11 protein-coding genes are annotated in these 12,648 nt (G+C 73.9%); 7 read left to right on the forward strand and 4 right to left on the reverse strand.

Annotation, left to right across the window (positions count from 1 at the left end; genetic code table 11):
- Positions 1 to 17: 17 nt before the first annotated feature.
- Positions 18 to 899, reverse strand: a complete 882-nt coding sequence (locus tag NQU55_RS00435; RefSeq protein ID WP_256789367.1) for a GNAT family N-acetyltransferase — start codon at positions 897 to 899, stop codon at positions 18 to 20.
- 107 nt (positions 900 to 1,006) lie between these two features.
- On the opposite strand from NQU55_RS00435, the gene NQU55_RS00440 reads away from it, so the two are divergent.
- A complete protein-coding gene (locus tag NQU55_RS00440; protein ID WP_256789369.1) occupies positions 1,007 to 2,674 on the forward strand; it encodes a GMC oxidoreductase in 1,668 nt (555 codons plus the stop codon).
- A gap of 122 nt (positions 2,675 to 2,796) precedes the next feature.
- On the opposite strand, the gene NQU55_RS00445 is transcribed toward NQU55_RS00440, so the two are convergent.
- The 3 genes from NQU55_RS00445 to NQU55_RS00455 all read right to left on the reverse strand — a co-directional run bounded on the left by NQU55_RS00445 (position 2,797) and on the right by NQU55_RS00455 (position 7,144).
- On the reverse strand, positions 2,797 to 4,968 hold the full coding sequence (locus NQU55_RS00445) for a PIG-L family deacetylase (protein WP_256789371.1): 2,172 nt from the start codon (positions 4,966 to 4,968) through the stop codon (positions 2,797 to 2,799).
- A gap of 251 nt (positions 4,969 to 5,219) precedes the next feature.
- A complete protein-coding gene (locus tag NQU55_RS00450; RefSeq protein WP_168092326.1) occupies positions 5,220 to 5,963 on the reverse strand; it encodes a response regulator in 744 nt (247 codons plus the stop codon).
- Entirely contained in the window at positions 5,960 to 7,144 is a 1,185-nt protein-coding gene (locus NQU55_RS00455; protein ID WP_168092327.1) for a sensor histidine kinase, read from the reverse strand. Before NQU55_RS00455 ends, NQU55_RS00450 begins: the two co-directional genes overlap by 4 nt.
- A gap of 179 nt (positions 7,145 to 7,323) precedes the next feature.
- Here NQU55_RS00455 and NQU55_RS00460 point away from each other — a divergent pair, with 179 nt between their 5' ends.
- The 6 genes from NQU55_RS00460 to NQU55_RS00485 all read left to right on the forward strand — a co-directional run bounded on the left by NQU55_RS00460 (position 7,324) and on the right by NQU55_RS00485 (position 12,648).
- Entirely contained in the window at positions 7,324 to 7,542 is a 219-nt protein-coding gene (locus tag NQU55_RS00460) for a hypothetical protein (protein WP_168092328.1), read from the forward strand.
- A gap of 4 nt (positions 7,543 to 7,546) precedes the next feature.
- Positions 7,547 to 8,050, forward strand: coding sequence for a cupin domain-containing protein (locus tag NQU55_RS00465; RefSeq protein WP_168092329.1), 504 nt, complete (start codon positions 7,547 to 7,549; stop codon positions 8,048 to 8,050).
- 174 nt (positions 8,051 to 8,224) lie between these two features.
- The gene (locus NQU55_RS00470) at positions 8,225 to 9,385 is read left to right on the forward strand and encodes an alpha/beta hydrolase (protein WP_168092330.1); all 1,161 of its coding nucleotides are present in this window, start codon (positions 8,225 to 8,227) and stop codon (positions 9,383 to 9,385) included.
- A gap of 64 nt (positions 9,386 to 9,449) precedes the next feature.
- On the forward strand, positions 9,450 to 10,070 hold the full coding sequence (locus NQU55_RS00475; protein WP_168092331.1) for an ArsR/SmtB family transcription factor: 621 nt from the start codon (positions 9,450 to 9,452) through the stop codon (positions 10,068 to 10,070).
- A complete protein-coding gene (locus tag NQU55_RS00480; RefSeq protein ID WP_168092332.1) occupies positions 10,067 to 11,446 on the forward strand; it encodes an MFS transporter in 1,380 nt (459 codons plus the stop codon). The genes NQU55_RS00475 and NQU55_RS00480 overlap by 4 nt, the downstream gene beginning before the upstream one ends.
- 56 nt (positions 11,447 to 11,502) lie before the next feature.
- Positions 11,503 to 12,648 carry an alpha/beta hydrolase family protein gene (locus tag NQU55_RS00485; protein ID WP_168092333.1) on the forward strand — a complete coding sequence of 382 codons (1,146 nt, stop codon included), beginning with the start codon at positions 11,503 to 11,505 and terminating at the stop codon, positions 12,646 to 12,648.

Here is a 12,648-nt window from a genome sequence, read left to right on the forward strand (position 1 = left end):
ACGTCCCGCGTCCCGCGTCAGGCCTGCGACGCCTCCGGCTCGGCGGGCTCGGCGATCAGCGCCGTGCCCGTGCGGCGGAAGCCGAGCCGGGCGTAGATCCGGGCCACGTCGTCGTCGCCGGCGGAGAGGAAGACGGTCTCCGCGCCCCGCGACCGCGCGTCGGCGACGAGGGCCGCGGTGACCGCGAGGCCCAGTCCCTGCCGACGCACGGCGGGCAGCGTCCCGATGGCGACCAGTTCGGTCACCGCGCCGACGGGCTGGTGCATGCCCGAACACAGGGCCGTGTCCCCGCGGACGGCCGCGGCGGCCACCGTCAGGCCCGCGCGGATGCGCGCCGCCAGCCGGTCCGCCGTGCCGTCCCGGGCGGCGCGCCGCTCCGCCGCCGCCAGCTCCTCGGTGCCCATGGTGCCCACCGCCGTGCCGAGCTGGGCGAAGGCGAGCGGGCCGACGGCCACCGCGCTCGGCAGCGCCGGGTCGTCCGGGCCGAGCAGCCGCACGGCCAGGCCCTCGGGCAGCGCCGCCGCGGCCGTGGTGCTGCCCGGTTCGAGCACCATCAGGGGGTGCTCGTGCACGGTCAGCCCCGTCTCCTCGGCGGCCGCCCGCAGCGCGGGCGTCGTCTCGGCCACCCACTCGAAGCTTTCCGGAAGGCCGAGCTCGCGCTGGCGGGCCCTCACCCGCAGCACGTCGGCGGCGCTCACCGGCCCGGCGCCCGCCGGGCCCCGGGAGGGGCGGGCGTAGTACGGCCAGCCGTCGCTCTCGCGGACGAACAAGGTGAGCGGGCCGAAGTCCTCGGCCCGGGCGGCGCTGCGCGGCACGCTGTCGTAGTAGTCCTCCAGCCGGTCGAGGAGTCCGGGGCCGGGGGAGACGGAGGTGGGCGCGGAAGAGTCGGCAGGGGTCACGACAGGCATCCAACACGCGCCGTGCGCCCCGCCGCCACCCCCTTTCACCGCACTCCGGCCACGTACGTCCTGTAGTCATCTCCTGACGCGCTGCTACCTTGGGTGCGGTGTCGACGAGACCGGATCACGCCACCAGTGCCGGAAGCATCTCCCTCTCGCGCCGCCGTCTGCTGGGCTGGGCCGCCTTCGGCGCCGCTTCCCTCACGGGGGCGACCACGATCACGGCTGCGGCCGGACCGCGGCCGTCCGCGCCCGGCCCGGCCGGCAGCGGCGCCTTCGTGCCGGCCGTGGTGGTCGGCACCGGCTACGGGGCGGCCGTCACCGCGCTGCGGCTGGGGGAGGCCGGCGTCGCCACGCTGATGCTGGAGACGGGACAGCTGTGGAACCGGCCAGGGCCGGACGGCAAGGTCTTCTGCGGGATGCTCGACCCCGACCGGCGCTCCACCTGGTTCAAGAACCGCACCGAGGCGCCGGTCGCCTCCTTCCTCTGGCTCGATGTCGTCAACCGCCCGGTCCAGCCGTACGCGGGCGTCCTCGACCGCGTGAACTTCGGGCAGATGGGGGTGTACGTGGGGCGCGGGGTGGGCGGCGGCTCGCTCGTCAACGGCGGCATCGCAGCGACGCCCCGGCGCTCCTACTTCGAGGAAGTGCTCCCGCAGGTCGACGCCGGCGAGATGTACGGCCGTCACTTCCCGCGCGCCCTCGCGATGCTCGGGGCGAACGAGGTCGCCGCGGACTGGTTCGAGCGGACGGAGTGGTACCGCTTCGCCCGGGTCGCGCGCGAGGCGGCCACGAAGGCGGGGATGCGGACGAGGTTCGTCCCCAATATCTACGACTTCGCCTACATGCGGCGCGAGGCGGCCGGCGAGGTGCCGAAGTCCGCGCTGGCCGCCGAGGTCCTGTACGGCAGCAACCACGGCAAGCGGAGCCTGGACAAGACCTACCTCGCCGCCGCTCTCGGCACCGGCAAGGTCACCATCGAGACCCTGCACCGCGTCACGAAGATCCGCCGCGAGAAGGACGGCACGTACGTCCTGACCGCCGAGCCGATCGACGCGGAGGGGCGGCGGCTCGCCCCCAAGGAGATCGGCTGCCGCTACCTCTTCCTCGGCGCCGGCAGCCTCGGCTCCACGGAGCTGCTCGTCCGGGCCCGCGACACCGGCACCCTGCCGGACCTCGGCGCGGAGGTCGGCGCGGGCTGGGGGCCGAACGGCAACGTCATGGCCGGCCGCGCCAACAGGCTGCTGCACCCCACGGGCGCCCGCCAGTCGGCCATCGCCGCGACGTGCATCGATGACTGGGACGACCCCGCCGCGCCCGTCTTCGCCGACGTCGCCCCGCTGCCCGCGGGCTTCGAGACCGGGATCAGCATGTACCTGGCCGTCACCAGGAACCCCGAGCGCGGCACGTTCGTGCACGACCGCGCCACGGACCGCGTAGGGCTGCGCTGGGAGCGGGAGCAGAACGCCCCCGCCGTCGCCGCGGCGAAGTCCTTCTTCGACCGGATGAACAAGGCGAACGGCACCGACTACCGCTACGACCTCTTCGGCCCGCGGCCCAAGGCCTTCGGGGACGACTTCTGCTACCACCCGCTCGGCGGCTGCGTCCTGGGCCGGGCCACCGACGCCTACGGGCGGGTCGCCGGGTACCGGCACCTGTACGTGAACGACGGGGCGCTGATCCCGGGCTCGATCGGGGTGAACCCGTTCGTGACCATCACGGCGCTGGCCGAGCGGAACGTCGAACGGGTCCTCGCCGAGGACATCGCGCGATAGGACCGGGGCGCCGCGCGGCGGGCCGGGCGGGGCGGGCCGTCGCGGGGCGGGCCGTCGCGCGGCCGGGGGCGCCGGCGCCGGGCGTCCCGCCCCCGTACGGCGCCCCGCCCCCGTACGACGTCCTACGACTGGACGTTCGCCCGCGCCTTCCCGTCGTGGGCGATCCAGTCCGTGAACGCGCCCTTGCCCGAGCCGCGCAGCCGCGCGCTGCTCAGCTTGTTGTCCAGGCCCATGACGACGACCGCGACCGCGTTGCCCTTGGCGTCGAGCGCGACGCCGGGGACGCCCCGGAACGGAATGCCGTCCTTGCCCCACGGGCCCGGGCGGCCGGACCCGGCGGACAGCCGCACGCGGCCCTTGCTGTCGTGGTCGGTGAGCACGGTGGTGTTGCCGGCCTGTCCGACGGCGACGCGGGCGTGGCCGCTGAGCGGGTCGCACTGGGCCGAGACGCGCCAGCCCTTGTCGTCGCCGAGCCGGTCGACGACGAGCACCCGGGAGGTGTTCGGCTGACGCACGGCCATGCGCATGCCGCCGCCCGCGAGGGGCGTGAGGCTCAGCGGGCCGGTGACGGCGGGGAGCTTCGTCGGCTCGGCCGGCTGCAGCGGGCCGCCGGGGTCGTGCGACATCCAGTGGTGCACGGTCTTGGTGTCGGCGGCGACGAGGTGGATCCGGCCCTGGCCGTCGAGGGCCGCGTCGAGCCCGTCCTCGAGCCTTCGCGGGGGGCCGTCGAAAGCGAGCGTCTCCCACTCGGAGAAGTCCTTGCCGCCGGCGCCGCTGCGCCGGCTCACCTCGCCCTCGAAGGTGCGGACGAAGACGTGGACCGTGCCGTCGGCGCCGGCCACGGCGACCGGGTAGCCCATCTCCATCGAGCGCGCGGGGTCCTGCTCGGGCGAGCCCAGCGACTCCCAGGGGCCGAACGCCGGGGTGCCGCCGGAGCCGTCGCCGCTCTGCAGCGCGGTGACGACCTCGCGCCGGTGCGGCGTGTCCTTGCCGGGCAGCACCGTGCGTATGGAGAACAGCTGCAGGGTGCCGTCGGAGTGGCGCAGCGCCTGCACCTGGCCCTCCAGCATCGAGCCGCCGAGGGAGGTGGGGGTGGACCAGATGCCGCTGCCGGCCTTGGCCTCGGTCCAGCACTGCACCGCGCCGTCGAGGACCGCGAACGCCGCGAGGCGGCCGTCGGGCAGCGGCTGCACCCAGCGCATCGTGCCGGGCGCGCGGTGGCGGCAGTTGCTCGACCAGCCGTGGTACTTCGTCCCGGAGGTGCGGCCCACCTTGCGGTCGCCGCAGCCCGCGGTGTCGCCGCAGTCCTTGCCGTCGGCCCAGCCGTAGGTGTCGAGGAACTTGACCTTGTGGTCGGTGGTGGTCTTGTCGAGGTTGCTGGGGAGGTGGGTGACCTCGTAGCCGACGTAGCTGTCCACGGCCGTGGGACGGGCGTGCTTGCGGCCCCAGTACTCGGCGAGCGCGGCCTGGGCGAAGAACGCGGACGTCGTGTGGTCCTGGTGGTCGTACTTGGCTATGCCCTGCAGGACGGGCGGGGTGTTCGGGAACTCCGGCGGCTTCGGCAGGTGCGTGGGGTTCGGGTCCAGGGTGCGGACGACGGTCGGCTGGTAGCGCTCGAATATCGCGACGAGGGTGTCGATGAGCTGCTTGCGGCCGTACCGGAAGGTGCTCCTGACCGGGCTGCCGGCCGGCAGGAGCGTCGTCAGCTGCGGGGTCGCCCCGAGCCACAGGCCGCGCAGGCTCTCCTTGCGCGGGTTGCGCAGGGTGCGGGCCTCGACCAGCTCCAGGAAGATCAGCTGGATCTGGGGGGCCGCGCGCAGGGTGTGCAGCTCGACCTGGATGCCGGGCAGGAGGGACAGGGCCTCCACGGTCCAGGGGCTGAGCCAGTCGCCGGTGGCCATCTGGGCCGTCGCCTCGCGGAAGCCGTTGAGCCGGGCGCGGACGAACTCGCCCCGCTTCTCGGGCAGCCGCTTGTAGCCGCGGGCGCCCGAGAGCTCGTTGCGGCCGTCGGACTCGCCGCCGGTGAGACAGACCGTCACGGAGGGGCCGCCGCCGAGGATCGACTGCTCCAGCTCCGGGTTCATGAAGTAGAGGGAGTCGTCGGGGTGGGCGATGACGTGGACGAACGACTCGGCCGTCGTGGCCTTCGCGGGGCGCACCGGGGCGCCGTCCTGCGTGGTCTTCTTCTTCGCCTCCGGGGACAGCCACTGCCAGGCACCCACCGCACCGGCTCCGACGACGATGCCGCCGCCCGCGACCTGGAGTACGCGTCGGCGCGGTATGTGCCCAGGCACAGGTTTCCCCCACTCTCCCTGCGCGTGATGCGCGGGTAGAAAAGCAAAGGGGCGATTAGAACTAATCGCCCATGGATCATGAGTTCGATCCTATGACCCGCAACCTGCTGTTTCCCCGCTGTTTTGTAACAGCCGTACGTCGGCCGCATGTAGTTTCGTAGGCGGTTGCGCAACACCGCCCTACGGGCGCGCCAGAGTGACCGGCGGTCGCGTGCCGGTGGCGGAGCGGCTTGTGGAAAGCGCCGGTCCGGTCAGGCCTCCGGGCTGGACCCGCTCGCGTCGTGGACGAGCAGCGCGATCTGCACCCGGTTGTTGAGGTCCAGCTTGGTGAGGATGCGCGAGACGTGCGTCTTGACCGTCGCCACGCTCATGAAGAGCGCGCCGGCGATCTCCGCGTTCGACTGCCCGCGCCCGACGCCGGCCGCGACCTCCCGCTCCCGGTCGTTGAGCGCGGCCAGCAGCTTCCGGGCCCGGTCGCCGCGCGTGTCCGGCTCCCGCCCCCTGACCTGCGTGATCAGCTGCTGCGTGACGGCGGGGGAGAGGACCGGCTCGCCGGCGGCGACCTTGCGCACGGCCGCGACGATCTCCGCCGGCGGGGTGTCCTTGAGGACGAAGCCCGCGGCTCCGGCGCGCAGGGCCCGCAGCACCTGCTCGTCGGCGTGGAAGGTCGTCAGGACGACGACCTCCGGGGCGCCTTCGCGGCGGCGCAGCTCCTCCGTGGCGGCCAGGCCGTCGACCGACGGCATGCGGATGTCCATCAGCACCACGTCGGGCGCGTGCCGGTCGACGAGGGCGGTGACCTCCGAGCCGTCGGCGGCCTCTCCGACGATGAGGATGTCGGGCAGGCCGCCCAGCATGAACGACAGACCGGCCCGCACCAGGGGATCGTCGTCCACGAGCAGGACCCGGATCGGCCGAGGCTGCGGGGACTGCGGGGCCTCGGCCCGGGAGGAGGGCGAGGATTCGGGGCCGTGCGGCGGCTGCGGGGCGTTCATGGCCGCCACGGTAGCCAGCCGTCGACGCGGAAGCCGCCGTCGGGTGTGGATCCGTGCGAGAGGCGGCCGCCGGCGAGGGCGGCGCGCTCGGCCAGCCCGATGAGACCCTGCCCGGAACCGGGCACGGAGGCTCCGCTGCCGTCCCCCGGCGGATTGGTGACCCCGACCGTCAGCCCCGCCTCCGGGGAGCCCTCGACCGTGACCCTCACCGCCGCCCCTCCCGCGTGCTTACGGGCATTGGTCAGCGCCTCCTGCACGATCCGGTACACCGTGCGGCCCGTGGCCTCCGGAACCGACGGGGCATCGGACACCCGCTGCTCGAGCACCACCTCCGTGCCCGCCTGCCGGGACTCCTCCACCAGCTCCTCCAGCGCCGCCAGGGTGGGCTGCGGGCGCTCCCCTCCGCCCTCCGCGCCGGGCGCGCGCAGCACCCCGATCACCTCGCGCAGATCCTCCAGGGCCTGATGCGCGCTGTCACGGATCACCCCGGCGGCCCGGGCCACCTGCTCGGGCGGGGCGTCCGGACGGAATTCCAGCGCCCCCGCGTGCACGCACAGCAGCGACAGCCGGTGCGCGAGGACGTCGTGCATCTCCCGGGCGATGCGCTCCCGGGCCAGGCGCTGCGCCTGCTCCGCCCGCAGCTGCGCCTCCGCCTCGGCCCGCCGGGCGCGCTCGCGCAGCGACAGGACCAGCTGGCGCCGGGAGCGGACGAACATGCCCCAGCCGATGACGGTGAGGACCAGCAGCAGGCCCGTGGCCGTCGCGGCGGGGAAGGGCAGGTCCGGGTCGGGGCGGATCGCCGCCTGCAGCGGCTCGCTGATCAGGGCGAGCCCTCCCACGGCGGCCGCCGTCCGGAACGGCCGGTGCACGGCGACCGTGAACACCGCCACCAGCATGGCCCCCGCGGCGGGCGGCACGGGCGTGCTCACCACCACCAGGACCACGGCGAGCGGCACCGGCCACCTGCGGCGCATCCACAGCGCGACGCAGGCCAGGGCGCCCACGATCTGGTCGAAGAAGAGGAGCGCGGGCGCGGCGTCCGGATCCTTGCGCAGTGCCTCGGCGGCCAGTATCCCGATCACGGCCGCGAGGGCGATGCAGAGGATGTCGACCGCCCAGTCGCGCACACTGCGCGCCGTGCGGGGCCGCACCTCCGCCGTCTCCTCGGTCTTCACGTCCATGAGCAGCCAATTTACCGATGCGGCGGGCGGCCCGGAGGCGTGGGACGAAGGGCCGATACCAAAGTTGTACGAGGCGGGACCTTGGATGATCGGGGGGCCTGCGGGCGGCTACTTCGGTCGGTGCCGCACAGTCTTCCGGGCGATGACCGGGGCCGGGCGGCGGCAGGAGCATGGCGGGCATGAAGAAGCTGCTCGAAGGCGTCGGCGTCCTCCTCGTCCTGCAGGGCCTGGGCGGCGTCGTCCACGGACTCACCGGCTGGTTCCACTACTGGGTGGTCGTGCGCCACCTCGGCTTTCTCGACGGCTACGAGATGTACGCGAGCATCGTCCTCGCCGTCATCGGTACGGCTTTTGTCATAGCCTCGGACAGCGTCGAGGCCGGGTCCGCGCGAGAATGACCTCATGGCTGACAGGACTTCCGGCACTTCGGAACTGGTCGAGCTCCTCAATCTCCAACCGCACGTCGAGGGAGGGTGGTTCCGCGAGACGTGGAGGACCTCGCGCGAGGCGGTCCCCGACGGCTACGGCGGACCACGGGCGTTCGCCACCGGCATCTACTACCTCCTCCACCCCGGCGAGACCTCGCGCTGGCACCGCGTGCGCTCCGACGAGGTGTGGCTGTGGCACTGCGGCGGCCCGCTGCGGATGCGGCTCGGCGGCTCCGGCGACGCGCCCGACGCGAAGGGGGCCGCCGAGGTGGTCCTCGGACCCGGCGTCGAGCGGGGCGAGCAACCGCAGTTCCTGGTGCCCGGCGGCGTGTGGCAGTCGGCCGGGCCCGCGGGGGACGAGCCGGTGCTGGTGACGTGCGTGGTCGCACCGGGCTTCGCCTTCGAGGACTACGAAGACTGCGAGTCCTCGGAACCCCCCGAGCCCGCCGAGTCCTCCGAGGGCTCTGAGCACGCCTGATTCCGAGGATCCCGATTCCGAGGATCCCGAGGGCTCGGTGAGGGAGCGACGGCCCCCTCGCCGACCCCCTACTGAGGTATCACCCCAGGGTTGGCTCCCTGGGGTGACGCAGGTTCGGACACCCTCTTTCTAGCTTTCCCTCTGTCACGCAACGGGGACGAGGGAGAGACAGTCATGGGCCGCTTCAAGCGCACGCTGGTCGCCGCAGCTCTGGCCGCCGCGGTCGTGGCCGGCACGGCCGGCTGGGCCGTCAGCGACGAGCAGGCCGTGGTCACCGGCCCGCCCGCCGGCGCCGAGGCCTGGCGTGCGGACCACTCCCTCCACCGCCGGCTGCCGGACCCGGCGACGGCGGCGCCGCGTACTGTCGCCGCGTTCTTCGCCGGTCTCACCGAGGCCCAGAGCGAGGACCTGGCGGCCCGCCACGCGCTGGTCGTCGGCAACCTCGACGGTGCGCCCGTGCCCCTGCGGTACGAGGCCAACGCCCGGGCGATAGCCGCCGAGCGGGCGAAGGCGCAGGCCCGGGCCGCGGACCCGGGCCTGACCCGGGACGCGCGGGAAGAGGCCCGCGGGCGGGCCGACCGCTACGAGCGGCTGCTCGCGCCGGGCCGCCGGATCCTGGCCTTCGACCCGCGCGGCCGAGGCCAGGTCGCCGAGGTGTACGGCGATCTGACGGCCGCCCGGCACACCGCCGTGATCGTGCCCGGTTCGGACATCGACCTCCGCACCTTCGACCGGACGAAGGACCGCTACGGCACCCCCGCCGGGATGGCCGCCTCCCTGCGGGCCGAGATGGAGCGCAGGGCGCCCGGCACCCCGACCGCCGTCATCGCCTGGGCCGGCTACACCACGCCCGTGGGCCTGGGCCTGGACGCCGCCACCGGGCGCCTCGCGCAGGCCGGGGCCGTGCGCCTGGAGCGCCTGCTCGCCGGCCTGTCGGCAGCCGCCGCTTCTCCCGCCGCGCCGCCGCCCGCCGTCTTCTGCCACAGCTACGGCTCGGTGGTCTGCGGCCTGGCCGCCCCGACCGTCGACCGCACCGAGGCCGCCGACCTGGTGGCGCTCGGCAGCCCCGGCATGCGCGCCGACTCGGTGGCCGGGCTGCACACCGACGCCCGCGTCTGGGCCGCCGCGCGCAACTCCTCGGACTGGATAGGCAACGTCCCCAACGTCGACCTCTTCGGCCTCGGCCACGGCGCCGACCCCACGTCGGCGGAGTTCGGCGCCCGCGTCGTCCCCACCCACGGCGCCCACGGCCACACCGGCTACTTCGCCCCCGGCACGGACTCCCTGCGCAACTTCGCGGACATCACCCTCGGCACCTACACCTCGGCCCACTGACCGGCCTGGCCAAAACTGCCAAGGTTTCTTTGCAAAGAAACCTTGGCGGTCTAGAGTGCGGGGAATGACCGATGCCGTTCTCGACGCCAAGGGCCTGCGCGCCCTGGCGCACCCCGTACGCGTGCAACTCGTCGGACTGCTGCGGATGCACGGCCCGTCGACGGCCACCCGGCTCGCCGAGCGCCTCGGACTGGCCTCCGGGGCGACCAGCTACCACCTCCGGCAGCTCGCCGCCGCGGGCTTCGTCGCGGAGGACACCTCGCTGGGCAACGCCCGCGAGCGCTGGTGGCGCGCCGTCCACGAGAACACCGTGATCGACAACGCAGAGCTCGCCGAGCAGGAGCCCGAGGCCATGCTCGGCTACGTCCAGGGCGTCGTGGCCGCCCACACCCTGCGCACCCAGCTGGCCGTCGCCTCGTACCCGGCCCTGCCGAAGCCCTGGCGGGAGGCGTTCAACATGAGCGACTGGAGCCTGAGGCTCACACCGCAGGAAGCCGTCGAGCTGTCGGAAGAGCTCCGGGCGGTCGTCGAGCGCTACCGGCAGCACGCATCCGGCGCCGACGCCCCCTCCGGCAGTGAGCACGTCTCGCTCATCCTGCACCTCCTGCCCGACTCCGCTGCGGCGGAAGGCGGTACAGCGGAGGGCGCCACGGAAGGCGGCGCGGACAGGCAGGGGGAGTCATGACCCCGCCGGCCCCGCGGCGCGGCCGGATACCGGGCCGTCTGCCGCACGCCCGGCGCCCGGGCGGAGCCCCCGACGCCCCTTCCCCGGGACGCAGCATCCGCCCGCTCGCCGGAGTCCTCGCGGCAACGGCCGTCTCCCTGACGGGCACGCGCGTCTCGGCGGTCGCCCTGCCGTGGTTCGTGCTCGTCACCACCGGCAGCGCCGCGCAGACCGGACTCGTCGCCTTCTGCGAGATGACCCCGTACATCCTGGTCAAGATGTTCACCGGCCCCTTGGTCGACCGCGTCGGACCGCGCATCGTCTCCTGGACGACTGACACCCTCAGCGCCGCCGCTGCCGCGCTGATCCCCCTGCTCCACGCCCTGGATCTGCTGTCCTTCTGGCTGCTGCTCGGCCTCGTCGCGGTGATCGGTGCCGCGCGCGGGCCCGGTGACCTGGCCAAAGAGATCATGGTGCCGGAGGCGGCGGAGCACAGCGGGGTCTCCCTGCAACGGGCGACGGGCCTCTCCGGCGTCACCGAGCGCCTCGCCTCCACGGTCGGCCCGGCGGCCGGCGGTGCGCTGGTGGCGCTGCTCGGACCGATGGCCGGCCTGGTCGTCAACGCTGTCTGCTTCGCCCTGGGTTCCCTCGTGATCGTCCTCGTGCTCCCGCGCGGCACGGGTCTCGCGGTGCCGTCCGGCAATGCGCCCGCGGACGGCGGGGCGGGGGAACCGGCAGGCTACTGGCGCCGTTTCGGCGAAGGCTTCGCCTTCCTGCGCGGGGAACCCCTGCTGCTCACGATCATCGTCACGGTCGGCGTCACCAACCTCCTCGACGCGGGCTTCATGGCCGTCCTCGTCCCCGTGTGGGCCGAGGGCTCCGGCGGTGGGCCCGCGGCCATCGGCCTCACCAGCAGCGCGGCGGGGATCGCGGCCGTCTGCGGCAGCCTCGTGGCCGCCGCGCTCGCCCACCGGCTGCGCCGCCGCCCCGTGTTCTTCGCGGGCTTCCTGCTCGCGGGCGCGCCGAGGTTCGTGGTGCTGGCCTGCGGAGCGCCGTTGTGGGTGGTGCTCGTGGTGTTCGCGGTCGGCGGTTTCGGCGGCGGGTTCCTCAACCCCATCCTCGGCGCCGTGTCGTTCGAGCGGGTGCCGCGCGCCCTGCTGGGCCGGGTGCGGGCGCTGGGCGACTCCCTGGCCTGGGCGGGCATCCCCCTCGGCGGCCTGCTCGCCGGACTTGCCGTCACCTCCGCCGGTCTGGTGCCCGTTCTCCTGGCGGGCGGCGCGGTGTACTTCCTCACCACCAACCTGGCCGCGCTGCGTCCGGAGTGGCGCGAGATGGACCGCCGGCGCGGCGCCGGCGCCCCTCACGAAGTGCCGGAGGATCCCGCCGTACGAAGTTGATCATCTCCGACCTGAGGTGGATGGCAGGAGTGTCACGGCCGCATAACGTGATGATCATGTTGTGGAAATCGCGGAAGACATCGCGGCGGTCCTTCGTGGCCGCCGCGCTCCTCGTGGCCTTCGCCGCGCCCCAAGTGCCCGCCGTGGCCGCGGCGGCGGAACGGGGTGCCGGGCCGGCGGCGTCCGGGAACCCGGCCGAGGTGCCGGCGCCCACGGGCAAGTCGCCCGTCGGGACGAAGACCCTGCGCCTCGTCGACACCTCGCGCCCCGATCCCTGGAAGCCCGCCGCCGGCAAGCGGCAGCTCATGGTCTCGCTCTGGTACCCGGCGCGGCACCAGGGCGACCGGAACGCTCCTTACGCGTCGAAGGAGCTGTCCAAGGCGGTCGTCGGCAAGGAGGACCTCGCCGGCATCCGCACGAACGCGACCCTGAACGCCGAGCCGGCCCGCAAGGCCCGGCCGCTGGTGGTCCTTTCGCCGGGCTTCGGGATGAGCCGGCTGACGCTCACCGCGCTCGGCGAGGACCTCGCGTCGCGCGGGTACGCGGTGGCGGCGGTCGACCACACCTACGAGGCCCCGGTCGAGTTCCCCGGCGGGCGCATCGAGACCTGTGAGATCTGCGCGAAGCCGGACATGGCCGCCGTCGTGCGGAACCGGGCGAAGGACTTCTCCTTCGTCCTCGACCGGCTGACCGCCCCTGGCAGCCCGCTCGCCGTCGACCGCGGCCGGATCGCCGTGGTCGGCCACTCCATCGGCGGCGCGAGCGCGGTGGAGGCCCTGCGCAGCGACAAGCGCGTGGACGCCGCCGTGAACCTCGACGGCAACTTCCCCATCGACCTGCCGGCCGAGGGGCTGAAGAAGCCCGTGATGCTCTTCGGCGCACAGCGGTCCGGTGACGACGCGGAGAACTGGAACAAGAACTGGCCGCGGCTGACGGGCTGGAAGCGCTGGCTCGACGTGCCCGAAGGCGGCCACCTGACGTTCACGGACGCACCCTGGATCGTGGACCGGTTCGGGATGACCGACCAGATCCCGCCGGACCGGATCCACGGCGCCTACGGCAGCCTGCACGGCACCCGCTCGACCGCGCTCACCCGCGCGTACGTGAACGCGTTCGTCGACCGGCACCTGCGCGGCACCCCGAGCCCGCTCCTCGACCGGCCGTCCGCGGCCTACCCGGAGGTCGACGTCCTCAAGAAGTAG

The organism is Streptomyces telluris (assembly GCF_024519335.1).
Classification (GTDB): Bacteria; Actinomycetota; Actinomycetes; order Streptomycetales; family Streptomycetaceae; genus Streptomyces; species Streptomyces telluris.

Bases quoted from the DNA above. Each gene is read 5' to 3' on its own strand.
- NQU55_RS00450 (WP_168092326.1), bottom strand. From the start codon at position 5,963: ATGAACGCCCCGCAGCCGCCGCACGGCCCCGAATCCTCGCCCTCCTCC.
- NQU55_RS00455 (WP_168092327.1), bottom strand. From the start codon at position 7,144: ATGGACGTGAAGACCGAGGAGACGGCGGAGGTGCGGCCCCGCACGGCG.
- NQU55_RS00460 (WP_168092328.1), top strand. From the start codon at position 7,324: ATGAAGAAGCTGCTCGAAGGCGTCGGCGTCCTCCTCGTCCTGCAGGGC.
- NQU55_RS00465 (WP_168092329.1), top strand. From the start codon at position 7,547: ATGGCTGACAGGACTTCCGGCACTTCGGAACTGGTCGAGCTCCTCAAT.
- NQU55_RS00470 (WP_168092330.1), top strand. From the start codon at position 8,225: ATGGGCCGCTTCAAGCGCACGCTGGTCGCCGCAGCTCTGGCCGCCGCG.
- NQU55_RS00475 (WP_168092331.1), top strand. From the start codon at position 9,450: ATGACCGATGCCGTTCTCGACGCCAAGGGCCTGCGCGCCCTGGCGCAC.
- NQU55_RS00480 (WP_168092332.1), top strand. From the start codon at position 10,067: ATGACCCCGCCGGCCCCGCGGCGCGGCCGGATACCGGGCCGTCTGCCG.
- NQU55_RS00485 (WP_168092333.1), top strand. From the start codon at position 11,503: ATGTTGTGGAAATCGCGGAAGACATCGCGGCGGTCCTTCGTGGCCGCC.